At 74.7% G+C, this 23,173-nt stretch carries 20 protein-coding genes and 1 pseudogene; 16 read left to right on the top strand and 5 right to left on the bottom strand.

The window, feature by feature from the left end; translation table 11 throughout:
- Positions 1–215 precede the first annotated feature (215 nt).
- The 5 genes and pseudogenes from ACQEVS_RS30060 (at position 216) to ACQEVS_RS30040 (ending at position 5,310) form a co-directional block, all read left to right on the top strand.
- A pseudogene (locus tag ACQEVS_RS30060) lies at positions 216–1,093 on the top strand (SCO6745 family protein).
- Positions 1,094–1,154: 61 nt separating this feature from the next.
- Complete coding sequence (locus tag ACQEVS_RS30055) at positions 1,155–1,679, top strand: hypothetical protein (protein ID WP_433025781.1); 525 nt, start codon at positions 1,155–1,157, stop codon at positions 1,677–1,679.
- 583 nt (positions 1,680–2,262) lie between these two features.
- A complete protein-coding gene (locus ACQEVS_RS30050) occupies positions 2,263–2,502 on the top strand; it encodes a heavy-metal-associated domain-containing protein (RefSeq protein ID WP_433025778.1) in 240 nt (79 codons plus the stop codon).
- A 77-nt stretch (positions 2,503–2,579) separates the two neighbouring features.
- Positions 2,580–4,859: a heavy metal translocating P-type ATPase gene (locus ACQEVS_RS30045; RefSeq protein WP_433025775.1), complete on the top strand. Its 2,280-nt coding sequence runs from the start codon at positions 2,580–2,582 to the stop codon at positions 4,857–4,859.
- Positions 4,860–5,052: 193 nt separating this feature from the next.
- Positions 5,053–5,310: a hypothetical protein gene (locus ACQEVS_RS30040; protein ID WP_433025772.1), complete on the top strand. Its 258-nt coding sequence runs from the start codon at positions 5,053–5,055 to the stop codon at positions 5,308–5,310.
- 121 nt (positions 5,311–5,431) lie between these two features.
- Here ACQEVS_RS30040 and ACQEVS_RS30035 read toward each other — a convergent pair whose 3' ends face one another.
- Together ACQEVS_RS30035 and ACQEVS_RS30030 are read right to left on the bottom strand one after the other, a co-directional pair.
- On the bottom strand, positions 5,432–7,567 hold the full coding sequence (locus tag ACQEVS_RS30035; RefSeq protein ID WP_433028033.1) for an ATP-binding protein: 2,136 nt from the start codon (positions 7,565–7,567) through the stop codon (positions 5,432–5,434).
- Positions 7,568–7,668: 101 nt separating this feature from the next.
- Positions 7,669–8,367 (bottom strand): response regulator, encoded by a 699-nt coding sequence (locus tag ACQEVS_RS30030; protein ID WP_433025769.1) that lies wholly within the window; start codon positions 8,365–8,367, stop codon positions 7,669–7,671.
- Positions 8,368–8,612: 245 nt separating this feature from the next.
- Here ACQEVS_RS30030 and ACQEVS_RS30025 point away from each other — a divergent pair, with 245 nt between their 5' ends.
- The 8 genes from ACQEVS_RS30025 to ACQEVS_RS29990 all read left to right on the top strand — a co-directional run bounded on the left by ACQEVS_RS30025 (position 8,613) and on the right by ACQEVS_RS29990 (position 17,405).
- Positions 8,613–10,256: an acyl-CoA dehydrogenase family protein gene (locus ACQEVS_RS30025; protein ID WP_433025766.1), complete on the top strand. Its 1,644-nt coding sequence runs from the start codon at positions 8,613–8,615 to the stop codon at positions 10,254–10,256.
- 271 nt (positions 10,257–10,527) lie between these two features.
- Positions 10,528–11,280, top strand: a complete 753-nt coding sequence (locus ACQEVS_RS30020; protein WP_433028030.1) for a DUF4239 domain-containing protein — start codon at positions 10,528–10,530, stop codon at positions 11,278–11,280.
- A 416-nt stretch (positions 11,281–11,696) separates the two neighbouring features.
- On the top strand, positions 11,697–12,941 hold the full coding sequence (gene egtA / locus ACQEVS_RS30015; RefSeq protein WP_433028027.1) for an ergothioneine biosynthesis glutamate--cysteine ligase EgtA: 1,245 nt from the start codon (positions 11,697–11,699) through the stop codon (positions 12,939–12,941).
- Positions 12,938–14,311, top strand: coding sequence for an ergothioneine biosynthesis protein EgtB (gene egtB, locus ACQEVS_RS30010; protein WP_433025763.1), 1,374 nt, complete (start codon positions 12,938–12,940; stop codon positions 14,309–14,311). Before egtA ends, egtB begins: the two co-directional genes overlap by 4 nt.
- Positions 14,311–15,054, top strand: coding sequence for an ergothioneine biosynthesis protein EgtC (gene egtC, locus ACQEVS_RS30005; protein ID WP_433025760.1), 744 nt, complete (start codon positions 14,311–14,313; stop codon positions 15,052–15,054). The genes egtB and egtC overlap by 1 nt, the downstream gene beginning before the upstream one ends.
- A 103-nt stretch (positions 15,055–15,157) precedes the next feature.
- Complete coding sequence (egtD, locus tag ACQEVS_RS30000) at positions 15,158–16,117, top strand: L-histidine N(alpha)-methyltransferase (RefSeq protein WP_433025757.1); 960 nt, start codon at positions 15,158–15,160, stop codon at positions 16,115–16,117.
- Positions 16,118–16,364: 247 nt separating this feature from the next.
- A complete protein-coding gene (locus tag ACQEVS_RS29995) occupies positions 16,365–16,856 on the top strand; it encodes a universal stress protein (protein WP_433025754.1) in 492 nt (163 codons plus the stop codon).
- Positions 16,857–17,186: 330 nt separating this feature from the next.
- Positions 17,187–17,405: a dodecin gene (locus tag ACQEVS_RS29990; protein WP_433025751.1), complete on the top strand. Its 219-nt coding sequence runs from the start codon at positions 17,187–17,189 to the stop codon at positions 17,403–17,405.
- 148 nt (positions 17,406–17,553) lie between these two features.
- Here ACQEVS_RS29990 and ACQEVS_RS29985 read toward each other — a convergent pair whose 3' ends face one another.
- The 3 genes from ACQEVS_RS29985 to ACQEVS_RS29975 all read right to left on the bottom strand — a co-directional run bounded on the left by ACQEVS_RS29985 (position 17,554) and on the right by ACQEVS_RS29975 (position 20,414).
- On the bottom strand, positions 17,554–18,285 hold the full coding sequence (locus ACQEVS_RS29985) for a dienelactone hydrolase family protein (RefSeq protein WP_433025748.1): 732 nt from the start codon (positions 18,283–18,285) through the stop codon (positions 17,554–17,556).
- 201 nt (positions 18,286–18,486) lie between these two features.
- Positions 18,487–18,849, bottom strand: a complete 363-nt coding sequence (locus tag ACQEVS_RS29980; RefSeq protein ID WP_433025745.1) for a DUF4180 domain-containing protein — start codon at positions 18,847–18,849, stop codon at positions 18,487–18,489.
- Positions 18,850–18,932: 83 nt separating this feature from the next.
- Positions 18,933–20,414 (bottom strand): carboxylesterase/lipase family protein, encoded by a 1,482-nt coding sequence (locus tag ACQEVS_RS29975; protein WP_433025742.1) that lies wholly within the window; start codon positions 20,412–20,414, stop codon positions 18,933–18,935.
- Positions 20,415–20,515: 101 nt separating this feature from the next.
- Between ACQEVS_RS29975 and ACQEVS_RS29970 the strand changes: the two genes are divergently transcribed.
- The 3 genes from ACQEVS_RS29970 to ACQEVS_RS29960 all read left to right on the top strand — a co-directional run bounded on the left by ACQEVS_RS29970 (position 20,516) and on the right by ACQEVS_RS29960 (position 23,173).
- A complete protein-coding gene (locus ACQEVS_RS29970; protein ID WP_433025739.1) occupies positions 20,516–21,121 on the top strand; it encodes a TetR/AcrR family transcriptional regulator in 606 nt (201 codons plus the stop codon).
- A 174-nt stretch (positions 21,122–21,295) separates the two neighbouring features.
- Positions 21,296–22,489 carry a serine hydrolase domain-containing protein gene (locus ACQEVS_RS29965; protein ID WP_433025736.1) on the top strand — a complete coding sequence of 398 codons (1,194 nt, stop codon included), beginning with the start codon at positions 21,296–21,298 and terminating at the stop codon, positions 22,487–22,489.
- Positions 22,490–22,570: 81 nt separating this feature from the next.
- Entirely contained in the window at positions 22,571–23,173 is a 603-nt protein-coding gene (locus tag ACQEVS_RS29960; protein ID WP_433025733.1) for a helix-turn-helix domain-containing protein, read from the top strand.

Below are 23,173 nucleotides of genomic sequence, written 5' to 3'. Positions count from 1 at the left end.
ACGGGCGCGGTGTCTTGACGCAGGCGATCCCCCGACGCGGGCGCGGCGTCTTGTCCCCCGACGCGGACGTGACCTCTTGACGCATGTGATCTCCTGACGGACGTGGTCTCCTGGCGGACCGATCGGGGTAGAGGCTCCTGGCGACGGGCCCGGCCGGGCGTTGTGCCAGGCCGGCCGCGCCCGCGTGAGTTTCCCCCTTCGTACGGAGGTTCCCCATGGACGAAGCAGCAGCCACCCCGCCGGAGACCGTGGCCCGCGCCCTCTGGCGGCTGGCCGAACCGGTGCACGCCGTCACCTACTTCACCCCCGAGGCACGGGCGGCCTACGAGGAGGCGGGGCTGCACGGCTGGTGGCGCGGCTACTTCGCGGGCCGTGCCGCCCCCTTCGGCCCGGTGGGCCCCGAGCCCGTGGCGGCTTCCTTCTTCGGCTTCGCCCCGGTCAAGGTCGCCGGCGCGCTGCCGTCCGTCTGGGAGATCGTCTCCCCCGGCCGCGCCCTCGAACTGCGGCGCGCGGGCGCCCGGAACGCGCTGCGCCGGCTGCTCGCCGGCCGCGACGAGGAGGTGGGCAGAGCCGCCGGCCTCCTCGCGGACCGCGTCCGCGAACTGGACTGCGGCGGACGGGTGCTCAGCGCCGCCAACATGGCGCTCGGCTTCCCCGTCGACCCCCTCGACCGGCTGTGGCACGCGGCGACCCTGCTGCGCGAGCACCGCGGCGACGGCCATGTGGCGGCACTGGTCGCGGCGGGCCTGGACGGCTGCGAGTCCCTCGTGCTGCGGGCCGGGCTCGACATCCCGCGCTCCGAACTCCAGCCGTACCGCGGCTGGACGGACGAGGAGTGGGACGCTGCCGCACACCGCCTCGCCGCCCGCGGCCTCCTCGCCCCGGACGGCACCGCCAGCGACGAGGGCCGCCTGCTGTACGCGTCCGTCGAGGCGGCGACGGACCGGGCGGCGTCCCGCCCGTGGCGGACCGTCGAACCCATGGAACTCCGGGAGTTGACGGACGCCCTCACCCCCTGTCCCGCGCGTGCGCGGAGACGCTCCGCTTCCCGAACCCGATCGGCCTGCCGATGCCGGACCCGGCGGCGCGCTGAGCGGACGCACCGACGGAAAATCCATGTGCGGCGGGCCGGCCCGCGACGTCACGATCACGTCATGACGGACTACGAGGCACTGCTGATCGGAGGGCGCTCCGGCGTCGGCAAGTCGACGGTGGGGTGGGAGGTCTCCGTGCTGTTGGAGGAGGCGGGTGTCCCCCACTGCGTCCTGGACGGCGACTATCTGGGCCATGTGTACCCGGCCCCGCCGGACGACCCGCACCGGACGGCCGTCACCGAGCGGAACCTGGCGGCGGTATGGGCGAACTTCGCGGCGCTCGGCCAGCGTCGGCTGATCTACACCAACACGGTGAGCGTGCTGGAGGGCGGCCTGTTCCGCCGCGCCCTGGGCGGCGGTTCACTCCGTCTCGTCCGCGTCCTCCTCACGGCGTCGGACGAGACCGCGGCCGCCCGCCTGGCCCGCCGCGAATCCGGCACCCAGCTCACCGCCCACATCCGCCGCAGCCACGCGGCCGCCCGGCGCCTGGACGCCGAGACACCGGCCGGCACGGTGCGGGTGGCCACGGACGGGCGGCAGGTGCGGGAGATCGCCCGGGAGGTGGTGGGGGTCGCGGGGTGGTGAGCGCCCCCGGCGAGGACGGCCCCCGGTCGGCGCACCGGCCGTACGCCTGGAGGCCGTGCGCCGGGTGACCGTGCGCCGGGTGGCCGCCGAGGGCGGCCGTGCGCCGGGTGGCCGTACAGCCGTAGGCCACGGCCGTGGCCACCGTCCAGAGGCAGACCGGGACGCGGCGTGCGGCGTCGGCTGGTGGTCGACGCCGAGGGCCGGGGGGCCGGGCGCGGGCGGCCAAGGTGGCGGCACAGGCCGGGCCCGCGCTCAGACGTACGGCGTGCGCGTCAGCACGTCGCGGACGGCCAGGTGCCGCACGGCCCCCGCAGCAGTGGATACCGGACGTCGGACGCGCCCGCCTCGCGGCCCCGCGCCCCTGGATCCCGCCGGGTCGATCACACCGCCCGCAAGGCCCGCCGGTCATACCGCGCACCGCCGGACGTCACCGGGTGACACATACCCCCCAGGGGTAAAAATTTCCGCGACCCGACCCCTTGGCCGCTCATACACCCTGGGGTATACATAGAGACGTTCGAGGGATACCCCCCAGGGGTATAAGATCCCCGCAGAGACCGAGCCGCATCCCAGGAGGCACCGCATGTCGACGTCCAGCACCACCACCCCCACCGTCACCACCACCTACGCCGTCACCGGCATGAGCTGCGGTCACTGCGAGTCCGCCGTCGCCAAGGCGGTCGGTACCCTCGGCGCCGTGCGGGGCGTGACGGTCGACGTGGCCGCCGGGCGGGTCACCGTCACCACGGACGGCGAGCCGGACGACGCGGCGGTCGCCGGGGCCGTGGACGACGCCGGGTACGAGCTCGTCGGCCGCGTCTGACCCCTCCGCCCCGCCCCCGCCGGGGCCCGCCCCGCCCGCGAGGCCCGGACACACCTCCAGACACAGGAGCAGCAGCGATGCCCAGCACCACCACCGGGACCGCCGGCACCCCCGGTACGGACCGCGTCGAACTCGCCATCGGCGGCATGACGTGCGCGTCGTGCGCGGCCCGCGTCGAGAAGAAGCTCAACCGCATGGACGGGGTGGTGGCCACCGTCAACTACGCCACCGAGAAGGCGCAGGTCACCTATGACGCCGGCGTCACGGTGGCCGACCTGGTCGCCACGGTCGAGGCGACGGGGTACACGGCGCGGCCGCCCGCCCCCGCCCGCTCCGCCGACCGGCGGGACGAGGACGAGGGGGGCGAGAGGGCGGCCGACGACGAGCTCCGCCCGCTCCGCGAGCGGCTGATCACCGCCGTGGTGCTGGCGGTGCCGGTGGTGGTGCTGTCGATGGTCCCGGCCCTGCAGTTCGAGTACTGGCAGTGGCTGTGCCTGACGCTGACCGCGCCGGTCGTCACCTACGCGGCCTGGCCGTTCCACCGGGCCGCGTTCACCAACGCCCGGCACGGCGCGGCCACCATGGACACGCTGATCTCACTCGGCACGTCGGCGGCGTTCCTGTGGTCGCTGTGGGCGCTGTTCCTCGGGCACGCGGGCATGCCCGGCATGACGCACTCCTTCGAGCTGACGATCGCGCGGGGCGACGGCGCCGAGAACATCTACCTGGAGGCGGCGGCGGGCGTCACCGCCTTCATCCTGGCCGGCCGCTACTTCGAGGCCCGGTCCAAGCGCCGGGCGGGCGCCGCGCTCCGGGCGCTGCTGGAGCTGGGCGCCAAGGAGGTGACCGTCCTCCGGAACGGCCGCGAGGTGCTGATCCGCACCGAGGAGCTGGCCGTGGGCGACCGCTTCGTCGTCCGCCCCGGGGAGAAGATCGCGACGGACGGCACGGTCGTCGAGGGCGGTTCGGCCGTGGACGCGTCGATGCTGACCGGCGAGTCGGTGCCGGTCGAGGTGGGCGTGGGCGACGCGGTCACCGGCGCCACGATCAACGCGGGCGGCCGGCTGGTGGTCGAGGCCACCCGGGTCGGCGCCGACACCCAACTCGCGCGGATGGCCCGGCTGGTGGAGGACGCCCAGAACGGCAAGGCCGCGGCGCAGCGGCTCGCGGACCGGATCTCCGCCGTCTTCGTCCCCGTCGTCATCGCGCTGGCCCTTGGCACGCTCGCCTTCTGGCTGCTGAGCGGCGCCGGGCTGACGGCCGCGTTCACCGCCGCCGTGGCCGTCCTGATCATCGCCTGCCCGTGCGCCCTCGGGCTGGCCACCCCGACCGCGCTGATGGTCGGCACCGGACGCGGCGCCCAGCTGGGCATCCTGATCAAGGGCCCGGAGGTGCTGGAGACCACGCGGGGCGTGGACACGATCGTGCTGGACAAGACGGGCACCGTCACCACCGGCCGGATGACCCTGCTGGCCGTCACCGCGGCGGCGGGCACGGCGGAGGACGAGGTGCTGCGGCTGGCCGGAGCGCTGGAGCACGCCTCGGAACACCCGATCGCGCGGGCCGTGGCGGCGGGCGCGGCCGAGCGGGTGGGCACGCTGCCGGTGCCGGAGGACTTCGCCAACGTCCCCGGGCTCGGGGTGCAGGGGGTCGTGGACGGGCACGCGGTGCTCGTCGGCCGGGAGAAGCTGCTGGTGGAGTGGGCGATGAGCCTGCCGGAGGAGCTGGCGGCCGCGCGGGACGCCGCCGAGGCGGCCGGCCGGACGGCGGTCCTGGTGGCCTGGGACGGCGCGCCGCGCGGGGTCCTGGAGGTGGCCGACGCGGTGAAGGACACCAGCGCGGAGGCCGTGCGGCGGCTGCGGGGGCTGGGCCTGACCCCGATCCTGCTGACCGGCGACAACACGGCGGTGGCCGAGGCCGTGGCCGCCGAGGTGGGCATCGACGAGGTGATCGCCGAGGTGCTGCCCGAGGACAAGGTGGCCGTGGTGAAGCGGCTGCAGGCCGAGGGCCGGTCGGTGGCCATGGTCGGCGACGGCGTCAACGACGCGGCGGCGCTGGCGCAGGCGGACCTCGGGCTGGCGATGGGCACGGGCACCGACGCGGCCATCGAGGCCGGCGACCTCACCCTCGTCCGGGGCGACCTGCGGGCCGCGGCGGACGCGATCCGGCTCTCGCGGCGGACGCTGGGCACGATCCGGTCCAACCTGTTCTGGGCCTTCGCCTACAACGTGGCCGCGCTCCCGCTGGCCGCGGCCGGACTGCTCAACCCGATGATCGCGGGCGCGGCGATGGCCTTCTCCTCGGTCTTCGTCGTCGGCAACAGCCTGCGGCTCCGGAGCTTCCGCGCCGCCGAGTGAGGGCGCGCCCCGGCCGACACCGCGCGGTCGCCGGGCGGACGATCACCGTCCGCCCGGCGACCGCGCGGTGTCGGGCTCGTGATGAATCCGTAACAGCGGGATCCCCCGCACCACCCGGCGCGTCTCTCCTGGTGACAGACCAGAACACGACACGCCAGAGCACGACACGAGAGCACAGGGAGGGTACGACGCCATGGCGCTGCCCCAGCTGCACAGGAACAGGATTACGGCGCTGGTCGCCGTCACGGTCTTCGGCTTCGCGGGCACTCTGACCGCCGCGGTCACCGCCGAGGCGGTCGGCCGCAGCGCGGCGGCGGGCCTGACGGCGGAGGCCGACGCGGGCACCGGCCCGGCCGCCGGGTCCCCGCACGGCCGGCCGGCGGACGGCGACGCTCCGAAGACCGTCGTCGTCGTACCCGGCGGGACGTCCCAGACGCTCCCCCGGCCCTGAGCCTCGTCCGGACCCGAGTCTCGTACGGACCCGAGCCTCGTCCGGACCCGAGCCACCGCCGGACCCGAGCCACCGCCGGACCCGAGCCTCCGCCGCCCAGGGTCTCGTCCGACCCCGAATCTCAGCCGGACCTGAGTCCAGAGCCTCGTCCGGCCCTGAGCCCCGGGCACCGAACTGGCCCCGCCCCTGCCCGCCCCTGCCCGCCCCTGCCCGTCGCCGCCCGCGCCACCCAGCGCCCGACCCGACCCGAGCCAAGTCGGCCCAGCGCCCGGGCCCGCACCGGCACCGGCACCGGCACCGGCACCGGCACTAGATGCGATCGCACTCCAGCCCGTCCAGCCGCTTCCCGCCGCCGGACAGCGTCACCTTCACCCGGTTCCACGGCAGCCCGCCGGGCACCTGGTTGTGGGCGGCGGTGCAGACCAGCTGGGTGCGGGCGGTCCGCGTGATGCGGCTGACGTCGAGCGGCAGCACGATCTCGACCCGGCCGGACTCCGCCGTGACGCGCACGCCCGCTTCGGGCCGGATGCCGATGTCGCTGTAGAAGCCGCGCGTGCGTTCCGCCTCGTTGGGTCCCTTCAGCATCAGCCGTACCGCGTCCTCCGCGGTCACCGGCCCGTCCGCCGGGCGCGGGGTGCCGATGACGCCGGTCACCACGGCGAAGTACAGCCGGGCGTGCCAGCCGGGCACGCCCGGCTGCTGGACGCCGGTGGCGGGCTGGCCGAACTCGATGACCTCCGTCGGCTCGATGCCGCAGCCGGCGAGCGTGCCCAGCAGGAGCACCGCGGCCGACGCGCGTCGTGCCCTCACTCCTCGTCACCTCCTGTGCGCAGGGGAGGTCGACGGTGAACACCGCGCCTCCGCCGGGCCGGTTGGCGGCCCGGATGGTTCCGTGGTGCAGCCGGACGTTCTCCAGCGTGATGGCGAGGCCGAGGCCGCTGCCCTCGGAGCGGACCCGGGCGGCGTCGGCCTTGTAGAAGCGGTCGAAGACGTGCGGCAGCACCTCGGGGTCGATGCCCGGTCCCTGGTCGGCGACCTCGATGAGCAGCCGCCCGGCCGCGTCGTCGCCTTCCGTCGCGCGGACCGTCACGTGGACGGGCGCGCCGCCGTGCCGCAGGGCGTTGCCGACGAGGTTGGCCACCACGACGTCGATGCGCCGGGTGTCGAGCCGGGCGCGGACGCCGTCCGGGAGGTCGGCGGCCACCTCGTCCTGCCAGTTGCGGGCCTGGAGGGTCTTGCGGACGGTCTCGGCGACGTCGACCTCGTCGAGGTGGAGGGCGGCGGCGCCCGCGTCGAAGCGGGAGATCTCCATCAGGTCCTCGACCATGCGGGCGAGTTTGCCGGTCTCCTCGCTGATCAGCCGGACGGCGTGGGCGGTGTCCGGATCCAGGGTGGCGGCGTCCTCGTCCAGGACGTCGACGACGGCCGTCATGGCGGCGAGCGGGGTGCGGAGCTCGTGCGAGACGTCGGCGGCGAAGCGGCGTGCGTTGGCCTCCATGCGGCGGAGTTCGGCGACGTTCTCCTCCAGGGCGGCGGCCATGCCGTTGAACGTCCGGGAGAGTTCGGCGAGTTCGTCGCGGCCGGTGACCTTCAGGCGGGTGTCGAGCGCGCCTTCGGTGATCCGCTGGGCGCCGCGGCGCAGTTCGCGTACGGGCCGGAGGACGCCGCCGGCGGCGATCAGGGCGGGCACCACGGCGAGGGCGACGGCGGGCAGCGCACCGCTCTGGGCGGCGTCGACGAGCGCCTGGACGTTGGCCTCGTCCTCCCGCAGCGGGACCCGGGCGAAGACCTCCACGCCGGACGGTTTCCGCTGGTCGTTGCTGAAGGTGACGGGGAGGCCGATGACGAGCCAGGGGCGGCCGTCGGTCTCGACGCGCTGCACGGCCGGGATCCCGGCCTGCACCTTCTGGCGCAGGCCGGTGCCGATGGCGGCGTCCTCGCCGGGGCGGAGGGACGGGACCATGGGCCCGTCGCCGTAACGGGCGTGCACGACCCAGTGCTGGGCCGCCTCGCCGGCCCGGTTGAGGTTCGCCGCGAACTTGGCGAGACCTGCCGTGTCGGGCGGGTAACGCAGGTCCGGGGCCTGGGAGTTGACCTGGCCGCGCAGGGCGTCGACGGCGGTGTCCTGGGTGCGCTGGAGGATCGCGGTGCGCGCCTCGCGGAAGGTGAGCGCCGCGGTGGCCAGCGCGCTCAACGCGGCGACGAGCAGGAACGCGACCACGAGCCGGGCGCGCAGGCCGCGTGCGAGGGTGCGCAGGGCGGGCTTGCGCGCCCCGTCGGAGCGACGCCAACCGGCGGCGGGACGGTGCCAACCGGCGGGGCGGCGCGTATCGGCCGGGCGGCGCGCGCCGAAGCGTCTCACAACGGGCCGAACCGGTAGCCGAACCCGCGCACGGTCTGGATGTAGCGGGGCGAGCGCGTCGAGTCCTCGATCTTCGTGCGCAGCCGCATCACACAGGCGTCCACCAGCCGGGCGTCACCGTGGTAGCTGTGCTCCCAGACGTGCTCCAGGAGCTGTTGGCGACTGTGGACGCGGCCGGGGGTGGCGGAGAGGTGGAGCAGCAGCTTCATCTCGGAGGGGGCGAGCGCGAGGTCCTTGCCGTGCTTGGTGACGACCAGGCCGGCGCGGTCGACGACCAGGTCGCCGTGGACCTCGGCGGGCCGGGCGGCGGCCTCGGGGCCGCCACCGTCGGCGGGGGCGGCGCGGCGGAGGACCGCGCGGATGCGGGCCTCCAGGACCTCGCCGCGGGCCGGCTTGACGATGTAGTCGTCGGCGCCCGCCTCCAGGCCGAGGACGACGTCGATGTCGTCGCCGCGGGCGGTGAGCATGATGATCGGGAGCTGCTGGGTGGCGCGGATCCGGCGGCACACCTCGAAGCCGCTGACGTCGGGGAGCATCAGGTCGAGGAGGACGAGGTCCGGCCGGAAGGCGCCGAGCGCGGCGAGGCCGGCCTCACCGGTCGCCGCGGCCTCGACCTCGTGGCCGCGGCGGCGCAGGGTGAGGGTGACCCCCTCCCGTACCGCTCGGTCGTCCTCGATCAGAAGCACGCGTGACATAAGGACAGTATCGATCCGATCATCACACCAACGCGCCGGATGGGACCCCGTCCGGGGAACTGTCACCGATTGCTCATATTCGCCCCTCAAGCCCCTGTGGCATCTCACGCCCCACTTTCTTCACGGAGAGGCCCCACCGTGACGGCCCGGGGCGGGATAATGACCAGCCGATTGTCCGTACGCCATCAAGCCCGGCCCACCAACGCCCCTCGACATGCACGATCATCAGCGATCCGGAGGTCGCCATGAGCACGCACGAGGTCCTCAACCAGGCCCCGCCCCTGACCGGCTTCACCACCGCCGACGACCCCGCGCTGCTGGAGGCCCTCCGCCGGGACGGCGGCGGCCGGGGCGAGGAGGAGGTCAGGGCCCTGGGGGCGCGGGCCGGCTCGGAGGAGGTGCGGGAGTGGGCACGGCAGGCCGAGGCGTACCCGCCGGTGCTGCGCACCCACGACCGCTACGGCCACCGGGTGGACGAGGTCGACTTCCACCCGGCCTGGCACCACCTCATGGCGGCGGCCGTGGAGAGCGGCCAGCACGCGGCGCCCTGGGCGGACGGCCGGCCGGGGGCACACCTGATCCGCGCCGCCAAGTTCTACGTCTGGGCGCAGGCCGAGCCCGGCCACGGCTGTCCGATCTCCATGACCAACGCCGCCGTCCCCGCCCTCCGCGCCCAGCCCGACCTCGCCGCCGCCTACGAACCGCTGCTGGCGTCGCCGGTGTACGACTACGGGCTGCGGCCGCCGCTGGGCAAGCGCGGCCTGATCGCCGGCATGTCGATGACGGAGAAGCAGGGCGGCTCGGACGTCCGGGCCAACACCACCACGGCCGTCCCGGCGGGCGACGGCACCTACCTGATCACCGGGCACAAGTGGTTCACCTCCGCCCCGATGAGCGACGTCTTCCTGGTCCTGGCCCAGACCGAGCAGGGCCTGACCTGCTTCCTCATGCCGCGCGTCCTGCCCGACGGCACCCGCAACGCGATGCGGCTGCAACGGCTGAAGGACAAGCTCGGCAACCGCTCCAACGCCTCGTCCGAGATCGAGTACGAGCAGGCCGTCGCCTGGCCGGTGGGCGAGCCGGGACGCGGGGTGCGCACGATCGTCGAGATGGTCAACATGACCCGCCTCGACTGCGTCATCGGCTCGGCCGCCGGCATGCGCGCCGGACTGCGGCAGGCCCTGCACCACACCACGTACCGCCGCGCCTTCGGCGCCGAGCTGATCGACCAGCCGCTGATGCGCAACGTCCTCGCGGACCTCGCCGTCGAGTCGGAGGCGGCCACGGCCCTGGCGATGCGCCTGGCGGCGGCCCTGGACCGGTCGGAAGCCGGGGACACGGCGGAACGCGCCCTGCGGCGGCTCGCGCTGGCGGCCGGCAAGTACTGGGTGTGCAAACGCGGCAGCGCACACGCGGCGGAGGCGCTGGAGTGCCTGGGCGGCAACGGCTACGTCGAGGAGTCGGGCATGCCCCGCCTCTACCGCGAGGCGCCGCTCCTCTCCATCTGGGAGGGCTCCGGCAACGTCGCCGCCCTGGACGTCCTCCGCGCGCTCACCCGCGAACGCGGGGCACTGGACGCCTACTTCGCCGAGGTCGACGCGGCCGCCGGCGCGGACCCCCGCCTCGACGCCGCCACCACCCGCCTGCGCACCCTCCTCACCACCCTCGACGACCCCCACCACGCCCAACTCACCGCCCGCCGCCTCGCCGAACAGCTCACCCTCGTCCTCCAGGGCAGCCTCCTCGTCCGCCACTCCACCCCCGCCATGGCCGACACCTTCTGCGCCTCCCGCCTGGCCGGCGACTGGGGCGGCGCCTTCGGCACCCTCCCACCGGGATCGGACCTGGACGGCGTGCTGGAACGGGCGGCGGGCAAGGACGCGGGGTAAAGCCCGCGCACCCGCGAGCCCCACCCCCCTCCCCACCACGGTTCGGCCGTCACGGCGGGCCCGGCGGAAGCCCGGGGAGCGCCCGCCGCCGCTCCGGCGGCCGCCGCCCGACCGGCCCCGACCGGCCCGTCCGAACATCCGCTTCGCCTCCTCGAACGTCCTCATCCCATCGGAGGAAACCGCCCCGCATCCCGGCTGAACGGGTGACACACGCCGCAGTATCTCCATGGCGCGCGCCCTCGCGCCGTTGTGGGCGAATCCGGAGGATGCCGTGGACGAGTGGGTGGTGCTGGTCCTCGCGATGATCGCGGTGATCGTGGTCGTCGTGTCCGTGGTCCTGCTGCGCGGGCGGCGGATCGCCAACGAGGACCCCTCCGAGACGCCCGACGTCATCGAGTACATGACCATGATGATCGGTGTGGTCTACGCCATCGTCCTCGGCCTGGCCATCGCCGGCGTCTGGGAGGCGCGGAACTCCGCGCAGGCGACGGTGCAGGCCGAGGCGCAGGCGCTGCACGAGATCCAGGAGCGGGTGCAGGCGTTCGCGCCGGCGGCCCGTGACCAGGTGCGGGCGGACGTGGACACCTACGTGCGGTACGTCGTCCACAAGGAGTGGCCGGGCATGCTGGACGACGGGCAGCTCACCGACAAGGGGAAAGAGCTGCTCGACAAGGTCCGGACGGACATCACCTCCTACGAGCCGAGGAACGACCGGGAGACGCAGTCGTACCAGCCGCTGCTGGACCAGGCCGGGGCGGCGGACGCGGCGCGCAACGCCCGGGCGCTGAGTGCCGGGGACACCATGCCGGGGGTGGTGTGGTTCGGTCTGATCGGCGGGGCGCTGGTGGCCGTGGGCCTGATCTACACCCTGCAGATCCGGCGGTCGCCACGCGAACTGCTCCTCGCCGGGCTCTACAGCGCGCTGATCGCCTTCCTCCTCTTCCTCATCTGGGACTTCGACTCCCCCTTCGGACACGACGTCGGCGACGCCACCGACGCGCTCACCAATCTGTTCGCCGTCTGACGGGCGGGCCGGGCGGGCCGCTCGGTTCCGGCCAGATTCCGCAGGCTGTCGCTCACACCTCCACCGCCGCCCCCGCCCCCGCCGTCCGCGACGACGCCGGGCGGGGGCGGCGCGGCGTCCGCGTCCGCGACGTCCCAGCGCCCGGCCGCGTACCCGCTCCCACGACACGAGGGCGGCGGCGGCCCGCGGGCCATGGTCGACGGGTCGGCGCGGGCCCGTCGCCCCCGCCCCAATGGTCTACGCCTTTCCCGGGCGGCTCTCCGCACGGCCTCCAGGCATGACCGGTTCCCGGCGCCGGCCCGCGCGTTTCGCCCTCCGTTTGGGGGTACAGGGCAAGGGGGCTGACCGACAGGAGGGCACCCGGAGTGACCGACGAGAGCATCGCCTACGGCGAAGGCGCGACCCGGACGGTCGACATGGACGAGGCGGCGGCACTGGTCCGCGGCATCTGCTTCAAGACCGGCCCGCCCCGCCTCCTCGGCGTCGAGCTGGAATGGCTCGTCCACGACCTGCGCGAACCGACCCGCCCGGTCGAAGCGGCCCGGCTGAACGCCGCCGCCGACCGGCTCCGCAAGCTTCCGCTGCGCTCGCTGCTCACCATCGAGCCCGGCGGCCAGATCGAGTTCAGCTCGCAGCCCGCCGCCTCCCTCACCGCCTGCGTGGACGAGGTGGCAGCCGATCTCGACCTGGCCCGGGCCGAGTTGAAGGACATCGGGCTCTTCCTCGCCGGCTACGGCAAGGAACCCTGGACCCATCCGGACCGGGTGGTGGAGACCCGCCGCTACAGCGCGATGGAGGTCTACTACGACCGCTGGAACGGGGCCGGCCGCACGGTCATGTGCCGGACGGCGTCCGTCCAGGTCTGTGTCGACGCCGGCCACGACGGCCCGGGCCCGCTCGGGTTCGACCGCCGCTGGCGGTACGCGCACCTGCTGGGCGCGGTGCTGGCCGCCGCGTTCGCCAACTCGCCGCTGCACCTGGGGCGGCCCACCGGCTGGCGTTCCACCCGCCAGGCGACCTACGCCCGGATGGACCCGGGCCGCACCCTCGCCCCCGCCGAGCACCTGGAGCCGCGGGCGGCCTGGGCCGAGTACGCGCTGGACGCGGAGGTGATGTTCATCCGGCGCGAGGAAGGACCGTGGCAGCCCGTACAGGGCCTGCCACTGCGGGAGTGGCTGCGCACGGGCGAGCCGCGGCCGGTCACCGCGGGCGATGTGCTCTACCACCTGACCACGCTGTTCCCGCCCGTCCGGCCGCGCGGCCACCTGGAGATGCGCATGATCGACGCGCAGCCGGGCGAGGACGGCTGGCTGGTGCCGCTCGCGGTGACGGCGGCGCTGTTCGACGACCCGACGGCCGCCGAGACCGCGTACCGCGCGGTGAAGCCGCTGGCCGACGCGGCGGGCGGGGAGCCCACCCCGCGCAACCCGCTGTGGCGCCGGGCCGCCCGGCACGGCCTGTCCGATCCGGAGCTGCACGCCGCGGCGGCGGGCTGTTTCGCGGCGGCGCGCGAGGCGCTCCCCCGGCTCGGGGCCTCGCCCCGGGTCCTGGAGGCGGTGGACGAGTTCACCGCCCGGTACGTGGACCGGGGCCGCTGTCCCGCCGACGACCTGCTGGACCTGGTCGCGGACCGGGCCGAGGGCGCGGAGTACGGGCCGTGACCGCCCCCGGACGGGAGGGCGCGGCCCATGCGCGAGAGCACGACGGTACGGACCCCGGCGCGCTCCGGCGGCGCGCCGTGGACGTCCTGCTGGCGGCCCGTGAGCGCACGGCGGCGCTCACGGGCTGCGTACCGGACCCCGAACTCAGCGCGCAGCACTCGCCGTTGATGTCACCGCTGGTGTGGGACCTGGCGCACATCGGCAACCAGGAGGAGCTGTGGCTGCTGCGTGCCGTGGGCGGGCACGCGGCGCTGCGGCCGGAACTGGACTCCGTATACGACGCGTTCGAGCATCCGCGCGCCGAACGCCCCTCGCTCCCGCTGCTGTCCCCGGACGAGGCCCGCCGCTATGTGGCGGACGTCCGCGGCCGGGCGCTGGACGTCCTCGACCGGGCGCCGGTCGAGGGCGGCGGTCCCCTGGTCCGGGCGGCGTTCGCCTTCGGGATGATCGCGCAGCACGAGCAGCAGCACGACGAGACCATGCTGATCACCCATCAGCTGCGGGCCGGCCCGGCCGCGCTCACCGCGCCGGAGCCGCCGCCCGCCGCCCCGGACACGGACGGGCTGCCCGTCGAAGTCCTCGTCGAGGGCGGTCCGTTCACCATGGGCACCTCGACCGAGCCCTGGGCGCTGGACAACGAGCGGCCCGCGCACGAGCGGGTGCTGGCGCCGTTCTTCATCGACACCCTGCCGGTGAGCAACCGGGCGTACGGGCACTTCGTCGAGGACGGCGGCTACCGCGACCCCCGCTGGTGGCACCCCGAGGGCTGGGCGCGGGTGCGGCGGCACCAGCTGACGGCGCCGCTGTTCTGGCGGCGCGACGGCGGGGTGCCGGGCGGCTGGCTGCGGCGCCGCTTCGGCGTGGTGGAGCCGGTGCCGCCGGACGAGCCGGTGCTGCACGTGAGCTGGTACGAGGCCGCCGCGTACGCGGCCTGGGCCGGGCGGCGGCTGCCCACCGAGGCCGAGTGGGAGAAGGCCGCCCGGTACGACCCGGCGTCCGGCCGCTCCCGCCGCTACCCGTGGGGCGACGAGGACCCCACGCCCGAGCACGCCAACCTCGGCCAGCGCCATCTGCGCCCCGCCCCCGTAGGCGCCTACCCGCGCGGCGCGTCGCCGCTGGGCGTCCGGCAGCTGATCGGCGACGTGTGGGAGTGGACGGCGAGCGACTTCCTGCCGTACCCGGGCTTCCGGGCGTTCCCGTACCGCGAGTACTCGGAGGTCTTCTTCGGCAGCGCGTACAAGGTGCTGCGCGGCGGCTCGTTCGGGGTGGACCCGGTCGCCTGCCGGGGCACGTTCCGCAACTGGGACCTGCCGGTGCGCCGGCAGATCCTCGCCGGCTTCCGCACGGCCCGCGACCCGGAGCCGTGCTGATGTGCCGGCACCTGGCCGTCCTGGGCCCCGGGGCCCCGCTCGGCGCGTCCGTCGCCGACCCGCCGCACTCCCTCGTCCGGCAGTCGTGGGCGCCGCGCCGGCAGCGGTACGGGACGGTGAACGCGGACGGGTTCGGCATCGGCTGGTACGCGGACGACGACCCGCGGCCCGCCCGCTACCGGCGGGCCGGGCCGGTGTGGGCGGACCCGTCCTTCGCCGACCTGGTCCGGGTGGTACGCGCCCGGGCGCTGCTGGCGGCGGTGCGGGACGCGACCGGGCCGAGCGCCGACGGCGAGGCCGCCGCGGCCCCCTTCGCCGCGGGCCCGTGGCTGTTCAGCCACAACGGCGCCCTCACCGGCTGGCCCGGCTCGACCGCGCCCCTCGTCCCGCTGCTGCCCGCCGCGGCCCTGCTGCGGCTGGAGGCGCGCTGCGACTCGGCGTTCGTCTGGGCGCTGGTGGCGCACCGGCTGCTGGACGAGGGCGATCCGCCGGGCCGGGCGCTCGCGGGCGCCGTCACCGCCCTGGCGGAGGCCGCGCCCGGCTCCCGGCTGAACCTGCTGCTCACCGACGGCGCTTCGGTCACGGCCACCGCGTACGGGGACTCCCTGTGGTACCTGGCCGGTCCCGGCGAGCGGATCGCGGTGGCGTCGGAGCCGTACGACGACGATCCGCGCTGGACCGAGGTGCCCGACGGCACGCTGCTGTCGGCGGACCGCACCCGGGTCGCCCTCACATCCCTGTAGCACCTTTCCTACCGAGACATCCCCGCAACACCTCTCGTACCGAGCCCAGTCGAGCTTCGCCTTCCTTCCCCCTGCCCCGCCGCACGCGCAAGGAGCCCTGCCCGTGAGCCAGTTCGTCCTCTCCCGCACCCTCCCGTCCGACGCGACCGCCGCCGCCCTGCGCGCCGACGTCGCCGAGGGGCTGACCCGGTCGCCCAAGGAGCTCCCGCCGAAGTGGTTCTACGACGCGCGGGGCAGCGCGCTCTTCGACGAGATCACGCTGCTGCCCGAGTACTACCCGACGCGTGCCGAGCGCGAGATCCTGCGCACCCGGGCGGCCGCCATCGCCGCCGCCACCGGCGCCCGGACGCTCGTCGAACTCGGCTCCGGCTCCTCGGAGAAGACCCGTCACCTCATCCGGGCGCTGCCCCTGCTCGACCACTACGTGCCGGTGGACGTCAGCGAGAGCGCGCTGTCCGGGGCCGCCGCGACGCTGCTCGACGAACACCCCGGACTGCGGGTGCACGCCCTCGTCGCCGACTTCCAGTACGGCCTGACCCTGCCGGACACCCCCGGGCCGCGGCTGCTCGCGTTCCTCGGCGGCACCATCGGCAACCTGCTGCCCGCGGAACGGGCCGAGTTCCTGGCCGGCCTGCGGGCCGGCATGGCCCCGGGCGACGCCCTGCTGCTCGGCACGGACCTGGTCAAGGACGAGGGGGTGCTGGTCGCCGCGTACGACGACTCGCGGGGCGTGACGGCGGCCTTCAACAAGAACGTCCTCGCGGTCGTCAACCGGGAGCTGGGCGCCGACTTCGACCCCGCCGACTTCGCGCACGTCGCCCTGTGGGACGCCCGGCACGAGTGGATCGAGATGCGGCTGCGGGCCCGGCGGGCCGTCCTGGCCAAGATCCCGGCCCTGGACCTGGCGGTGCACTTCGCCGCCGGCGAGGAGTTGCGCACGGAGATCTCGGCGAAGTTCCGGCGGGAGGGGGTGCGGTCGGAACTGGCTGCCGCCGGGCTGGAGTTGCGGCGGTGGTGGACGGACGAGGCGGGGCGGTTCGCGCTGTCGCTGGCGGTGCCGTAGGAGCGCCTGCGGCGGGCTGTGCCCCGGACCCTCCCCCAGAGGGGGGTGCCCCCACCTCCGCCGATTCCTGGGGGCAAGCCCCCAGACCCCCTTGTCGCGGCTTCGCCGCTCGTCCTCACCCCCCGGACGGGCTGGACAGCCGGCCCGTCCGGGGGGCGGGGGCACGCCCCCGCAAGAAACGGTGAATGGGGGTGCCCCCTCTGGGGGAGGGGCCGGGGCACAAACCCACCCCGGGTAACCTGAACCCGTGAACCAAGAGCAGCCCACCCCCGAACACGAAAGCCTCCCCGGAAGCTTCGAACGCGGCACCGACGGCCCCAAAGTCATCGTCGTCGGGGTGGACGGCTCCGAGTCCTCCTGGCGCGCCGCCGCCTACGCCGCCGGGCTGGCCCGTCGGCAGAACGCGCTGCTCGCCATCGTCTACGTGCAGCCCGTCCTGGTGGGCGGCGCGGCGTTCGGGGCTCCGGTGGCCGAAGTGACGGAGGAGGTCGCCGAGGAACTGCTCGCGGAGATCCGGGCCACCACGGAGCGGCTGCGCGGGCTCTACCCGTACGCCATGCGCTGGGAGTTCCACACCTTCCGCGGCGACCCGTACTCGGGCCTGGTGCAGGCGGCCGACGACCTCAAGGCCGACGCGGTCGTCGTCGGCGCGTCGGAACAGGCGGGCCACCGCATCGTGGGCTCTGTCGCGGTCCGTCTGGTGAAGGCGGGACGGTGGCCGGTGACGGTGGTGCCGTAGGCGCCCCTCCGGCACGGCCGGCACCGCCCGGGGAGCAATGCCACCACGTCCGAGCCCCCGTACGGACCGCCCCTCCTCGGGATGACGGACGTCGGCCACGACCACGGCCGCACCGGAATTCCTGCGCCGCGGCCCCGCCCCGCCGGCCGTGCCCGCCCGGCACGCGGCAGCGGACGGCGCACCTCCACCGGATGTGACCCACCGGCCACCACCACACCGCCCGCCGGGCCCCCGACCACGCCAACGGCGGCGCCCGCCTCGCGCGAGGACGCGGTGTGGCGGACGGTGGTGGGGTCAGCAGCACGCGCCCCGCCGGGAGGACCGCCACCCATGACGAACCACACGTACCGCGTGACCGAGATCGTCGGCTCGTCCCCCGAGGGGGTGGACCAGGCCATCCGCAACGGCCTGGCCCGCGCGTCCCAGACGCTACGCAACCTCGACTGGTTCGAAGTGGTGCAGGTCAGGGGCCACTTCGCGGAGGGCGGCGGCGTCGGCCACTACCAGGTGGGGCTGAAGGTCGGCTTCCGCCTGGAGGACGGCGACTAGCCGGCCGACCACGCCGGGGCCGCGCGGGCCCGCGTCCGTCCGAGGGTCGCGCGGGCGGGCCGGGGCGTCGGTGGGCGGGCGGCGCTTCCGCTCGTTTCGTCCGGCGCCGTCCCGTCCGTACGTCATCCCGTCACGTCGGTCCGTCGCGTCATTCCGTCACGGGCAGGCACTCGTCGAGCAGGCCGACGAGGTCGCGCCAGGCCCGCTGTGCGTGCAGCGGGTGGTGGCCGACGCCGGGGAGCAGGGTCTGGTCGGACCGGTCGATCGGGTGGTGGAAGGCGTGGAGGGCGCCGCCGTAGACCACCAGGCGCCAGTCGACGCCCGCGGCCTGCATCTCGGCGGCGAAGGCGTCCCGTTGCGCGGCGGGCATGATCGGGTCCTCCGATCCGACCCCGGCCCACACGGGGCAGCGGATGCGCGCCGCCTCGCCCGGCCGGCCCGTGGTCACCGCGTTGATCGTTCCGATCACCCGGAAGTCGACGCCGGCGCGACCGAGTTCCAGACCGATCGCGCCTCCGGTCCCGTAGCCGATGGCGGCGATCCGGTCCGGGTCGGTCCGCGGTTCGGCGAGCAGCACGTCGAGTGCGGCGTGGCCGATCTCGCGCATCCGGTCGGGGTCGGCGAGCAGCGGGGTGATGCGCGCCAGCATCTCCTGGGGGTCGGTGAACCAGTGCCCGCCGTGCAGGTCGAAGGCCAGGGCCACGTACCCCAGCTCGGCGAGGGCGTCGGCCCGGCGGCGCTGGACGTCGTCCAGGCCCGTCCCTTCCGGCCCGAGCAGGACCGCGGGCCGGCGGCCTGTTCCCGCGGGGAGTGCCAAGTGTCCGATCATGGTCAAGCCGTCAGCGGGATAATCCACCGTGCGAGTTGTGATCGACGTCATGGGATGTGACTGTAGTGACGGCTGAGGTGGAGCGGACGGGACTTCACCCTGGGCGGAACGGCGCGGTGCGTGCGCTCCGGTGGCGTGCGCTCCGGCGTGCACCGCGCGCCCTCCGGCGTGGACGCCGCCCCCGCCCGGGCGCCTCCCCCGGCCGAACGCCTCCAGGCCGGGCATTTCTCGACCGTCCCCCTCCCGCCCCCGTCAGTCCTTCAGCCGCTCCTCGAACTCCCCGAGGTCGGCGGGGAACCACGTCTGCCGACCGCGGTCGCACTCGCGGACGAAGTCGCGCAGGGCGGAACTTTCCGCCGTATACCGGGAGATGTCGCCGACGACGGCGAGGCCGAGCCGGTAGTTCGCGAACTTCTGCACCACGTCGCCCGCGAAGCGCGTACGGAGCCGGAAGAACGCCTCGTCCAGCCGCTCGACGGGGAGGGCGACCCACTGGGCGCCGTGATAGCCGGCGTCTCCTATGAGGTCCAGGACGTCGGCCTCGGTGCCGACCGCCGCGCCGTCGGCGGCGCACATCCAAACCGGTACGTCGTGGATCGTCCGCAGGCTGTCCATCCGTCCTCCAGGGGTGAGGTGTTGTCGGTACGTGATCGACACAGCCTGTCACAGGCGACGACGGGCGGTGTTCCGCGTCCGGGTCACTCGCCGAGGTCGAAGGGCGTGGGCCGGTGCCGCTCCCAGATGCGGGCCGACGCCTCCTCGGGATAGGGAAGCGTCCGGGAATCGGCGTCCAGGACGCGGGTCGTCCACGCGTCGGGGGGGGCGGCCGGCCAGCCGGGGTCGCCGGAGGTGACGAAACCCGTCCAGGCGTGTACGAGTTCGTGCGACACCGCGCGGGCGGCGGCGGTGGGGTGCTCGCCGAGGAGCCCGACGCCGTTCGGGCTGTCCAGGGTGCCGAACGCCAGGGGGACGTCGAGGCTGTGGCAGGCGCCGAAGGCCGTTGCCGTGAGCGCCAGTTCGAAGAGGAACGAGGTGCCGCCGGCCGCCTCGTTCGCCCGGGCCAGGCAGAGGGACGGCATCCGGAAGAGGGCGTCCGAGTAGACCGTCTCCAGCAGTTCCTCCGGGGTGGCGCCGGGGAGGGCGGCGCGGTAGGCGTCGGCTCCGCCCGGACGTGGGGCGAACAGGTCCAGGGCGGTCCGCGCCTCCTCGTCCGTGAAGGTGCCCGCCCGTCCGCTCATGACGCTGAAGAGGCGGAACTCGTCGCGAGTGTGGCCGACGAGCAGCTCGACACCGGGCGCGCGGCCTCCGGCGAGCGCCGCCCAGGGGGACTCGGGGAGCACGTCACCGTCGACGACGGGGCCCATGGCCACCCCGAGGCGGGCGAGCCGTCCCCACTCCCCGTACGGCCCGGGGAGTTCGGCGCCGAGCGCGGTGAGCTCCTCGGCCAGGCGCCACGGTTCGACGGTGGCGAGGGCGGCGGCGGTGGGCGCCTTGCCGAGCCGGTCCGCGAGCGCCCGCGTGACGCGCCCGGCGAGCGCGCGGGTGCAGTGGACGCCGGGCACCGAGTGGGCGATGGCCCGCCGGAACAGGCCCCGTGCCCGTTCCGTCGTCAGCAGGGCGGCGACCGACCCGGCGCCCGCGGACTGGCCGGCGACGGTGACCCGCCCGGGGTCCCCGCCGAAGGCGGCTATGTTCCGCCGGACCCAGCGCAGTGCGGCGATCTGGTCGAGGAACCCGCGGTTGGCCGGGACGCCGTCCAGCAGCGCGAAACCCTCGGCACCCACCCGATAGTCGACGCCCACCACCACCATCCCCTCCGCGACCAAGGCGGCCGGGTCGTACATGGGGTCGCTCGCGTCCGCCGTCAGATACCCCCCGCCGGGGATCCACACCAGCACCGGCAGTCCCGCCGCGCCCGGGTCGGGGGTGCTGACGTTGAGCGTCAGCCAGTCCGTACCGCCGCCGTTCCGGGTCCGGGCCGGGCCGGACTGCGGCGCCGCCGGGCCGAACTCGACCGCCCGCCGCGTCCCTTCCCATCCGCGCACCGGGACCGGCGCGGCGAACCGGAGCGCCCCCACCGGCGGTTCGGCGTAGGACACACCACGGAACTCCGCGAATCCCTGCCGCCACCGGCCCTCCAACAGGCCCTCCGCCGTACGCACCTTCGGCTGATCCGTCATGACGCCTCCCCTTCGATCGCTTGCCGCACCGTGCTTCCCAGCGTTATCGGCCAGTTGTATTATGTCAACCGTAAGAAAACGAGAACCGGGAGACAGCCGACATGCCGAAGCAGGTGGACCACCGCGAACGCCGCGAGACGATCGCCCGGGCCCTCTGGCGGGTGGTGGAGCGGCAGGGCGTCGCCCAGGCGACCCTCCGCGAGGTCGCGCGCGAGGCGGGACTCTCCCACGGATCGCTCCAGCACTACTTCGCCTCGCGGGAGGCGATGCTCTCGTTCGCCATGGACTTCGCGTCCGAGCAGACCGCGCTGCGCGTCGGCCGCCGCCTGGCGGAACTGGGCGACCCCCCGCACCCCCGCGACGTCCTCCGGGTGATGCTCACCGAGACCCTCCCCCTGCACCCCGACGCCCGCGCGAACAGCCGGATGAGCGCCGCCTACGTCCTGGAGGCGCTGCACGACGAGGGCGTCCACGCGCGGGCGCGCGGCGGCCTCCTCCAAGGGCGGGAGGTGGTGGAACGGCTGGTGCGCCAGGCCATCGCCGACGGCCACATCGCCCCCGACCGCGATCCGGCGGTCGAGACGGACCTGCTCCTCGCCCTCACCGGGTTCACCACCCTCCTCGAACTGCGCGTGGTCACACCCGAGGCGGCGCTCGCCGCCGTCGACCGGCACCTGGACGGGCTGTTTGGGAGCGAGTCCTCCTAGGGCCCTCCTAGGGGTCCCCTAGGGGTCCCTGGGGGACGGCGTCCTCCCCGGGCATGATCAAGAAGGCGGGGGCAGGCGCCAAGCTTGGTGATCGCGCACAGACGCGCATCCCAGCGGTGGCCGCCGGTTCCGTGGTGGCCACCGCCCGCACCCTCCGAAAGGCCCGGCGCCTCCATGACCGTCCAGCACCGCCGCCGCACCGGCACCCTCACCGCCCTCCTCGCCACCGCCCTGCTGGCCTCGACGGCGCCCGCGCTCGCCGCCCCGGCCGCGACGGGCGGGCACGGCGGCACCGACCGGGCCGAACTCCGGCGGGCGCTGCGGGCGGTGGTGGCCGACGGCATACCCGGAGCGGTCGCCGAGGTCCGCGACGAGCACGGCGTCTGGCGGGGCACGGCCGGGGTGGAGGACCTCCGCACCGGACGACAGCCGTCCGCCGACGACCGGTTCCGCGCCGGCAGCGTCACCAAGAGCCTGGTCGCCACGGTGGTGCTGCAGCTGGTGGCCGAGAAGCGCGTCGGCCTGGACGACCCGGTGGACCGGAGCCTGCCGGGCGTCATCCCGGCCGGGCGCCACGGCAAGCAGATCACCGTACGCCAGCTCCTCCACCACACCAGCGGCCTGCCCGACTACACCAACGCCCTGCTCAAGAGCATCGGGGGCGACCTCGGCGCGCTGCGGACCCGCCACTGGACCCCGCGCGAGCTGATCGCGCTGGCCCTCACCGAGAAGTCCCCCTTCGAGCCCGGCGAAAAGGGCAGGTGGGAGTACTCCAACACCAATTACGTGGTGCTGGGACTGCTGGTCGAACGCCTCACCGGCCACTCGCTCGGCCAGGAGATCGACCGGCGCGTCGTCCGGCCGCTGCACCTGAAGAACACCTACGTCCCGTCCGGCACGCGGCTGGCCGGCCACCACCTGCACGGCTACGAGCGGTTCCCCCGGCCGACCGCGCCGTACACCGACATCACCGAGTACGACGCGGACGTCTTCCGGGGCCCGGGCAACATCGTCTCCGACGCCCACGACCTCAACACCTTCTACCGCGCCCTCGGTGACGGCCGGCTGCTGCCCGCCGGGCTGAACAAGGAGATGCGCACGCTGACCCCGGACGGCGGGGACCGCAAGGGCCGGTTCTACGGGCTGGGCCTGGAGGGCAACACCGGCATCTGCGCGGACGGCGCCCTCATGCTCGGCCACACGGGCAGCGTGCCGGGGTACGCCACCTTCAGCTTCGGTACGGCGGACGGCCGGCGGCAGGTGACGCTCGCCCTCGGCAGCGACCCGGACATCACCAAGAACGACAAGGCGGGCGCCGACGCCTTCCGCTTCCTCGGCACGGCGCTCTGCGGAAAGAACGGGAAGTAGCCGAGACCGCCGTCATGATCAGGCTTCCGCCTATGGCAACACCTGTTGCCATTCCCGGGACGACCGAGTAGCAATGAGGGCGTGGACCACTCACCAGCCATCGCCCGCGCCCTGTCCGAGGTCGGCCCGCGCCTCAAGCGCCTGCGCACCGAGCGCGGGGTGACCCTGTCGGCGCTGTCGGAGGCCACCGGCATCTCCAAGAGCACCCTGTCGCGCCTGGAGTCCGGCCGGCGCCGGCCCAGCCTGGAACTGCTGCTGCCCATCGCGCAGGCGCACCAGGTGCCGCTGGACGAGCTGGTCGGCGCGCCGGAGGTCGGCGACCCCCGCGTCCGGATGACGCCCCGGCGCGCGAACGGGCAGGTCGTCGTCCCCCTCACGCGACAGCCGGGCCCCCTCCAGACCTTCAAGTCCGTCCTGCCCGCGAGCAGGAAGACGCCGGAGCTCTGCACGCACGAGGGGTACGAGTGGCTCTACGTCCTCTCGGGCCGGCTGCGCCTGGTGCTGGCCGACCACGACCTGGTCCTCGGCCCGGGCGAGGCGGCCGAGTTCGACACCCGGCTGCCGCACTGGTTCGGGACCACCGGGGAGGGGCCGGTCGAGATGCTCAGCATCTTCGGGCGGCAGGGCGAGCGGATGCACGTACGCGCCAAGCCGCGCGCCCGCGCCGGGGCCGCTCGTGACTGA

Origin of the sequence: Streptomyces sp. CA-181903, assembly GCF_050937075.1 — a bacterium.
Classification (GTDB): domain Bacteria; phylum Actinomycetota; class Actinomycetes; order Streptomycetales; family Streptomycetaceae; genus Streptomyces.
The sequence above is the reverse complement of the archived record's forward strand: the minus strand, read 5'-3'. Positions and strand labels throughout refer to the sequence as shown.

Excerpts from the sequence above, each read along its gene's own strand:
- ACQEVS_RS30045 (WP_433025775.1), top strand. The coding sequence starts at position 2,580 with ATGCCCAGCACCACCACCGGGACCGCCGGCACCCCCGGTACGGACCGC.
- ACQEVS_RS29980 (WP_433025745.1), bottom strand. The coding sequence starts at position 18,849 with ATGGACAGCCTGCGGACGATCCACGACGTACCGGTTTGGATGTGCGCC.
- ACQEVS_RS29990 (WP_433025751.1), top strand. The coding sequence starts at position 17,187 with ATGACGAACCACACGTACCGCGTGACCGAGATCGTCGGCTCGTCCCCC.
- egtC (WP_433025760.1), top strand. The coding sequence starts at position 14,311 with ATGTGCCGGCACCTGGCCGTCCTGGGCCCCGGGGCCCCGCTCGGCGCG.
- ACQEVS_RS29985 (WP_433025748.1), bottom strand. The coding sequence starts at position 18,285 with ATGACGTCGATCACAACTCGCACGGTGGATTATCCCGCTGACGGCTTG.
- ACQEVS_RS29970 (WP_433025739.1), top strand. The coding sequence starts at position 20,516 with ATGCCGAAGCAGGTGGACCACCGCGAACGCCGCGAGACGATCGCCCGG.
- ACQEVS_RS30030 (WP_433025769.1), bottom strand. The coding sequence starts at position 8,367 with ATGTCACGCGTGCTTCTGATCGAGGACGACCGAGCGGTACGGGAGGGG.
- egtA (WP_433028027.1), top strand. The coding sequence starts at position 11,697 with ATGGACGAGGCGGCGGCACTGGTCCGCGGCATCTGCTTCAAGACCGGC.
- ACQEVS_RS30050 (WP_433025778.1), top strand. The coding sequence starts at position 2,263 with ATGTCGACGTCCAGCACCACCACCCCCACCGTCACCACCACCTACGCC.
- ACQEVS_RS29965 (WP_433025736.1), top strand. The coding sequence starts at position 21,296 with ATGACCGTCCAGCACCGCCGCCGCACCGGCACCCTCACCGCCCTCCTC.
- ACQEVS_RS29975 (WP_433025742.1), bottom strand. The coding sequence starts at position 20,414 with ATGACGGATCAGCCGAAGGTGCGTACGGCGGAGGGCCTGTTGGAGGGC.
- ACQEVS_RS30040 (WP_433025772.1), top strand. The coding sequence starts at position 5,053 with ATGGCGCTGCCCCAGCTGCACAGGAACAGGATTACGGCGCTGGTCGCC.
- ACQEVS_RS30025 (WP_433025766.1), top strand. The coding sequence starts at position 8,613 with ATGAGCACGCACGAGGTCCTCAACCAGGCCCCGCCCCTGACCGGCTTC.
- ACQEVS_RS30055 (WP_433025781.1), top strand. The coding sequence starts at position 1,155 with ATGACGGACTACGAGGCACTGCTGATCGGAGGGCGCTCCGGCGTCGGC.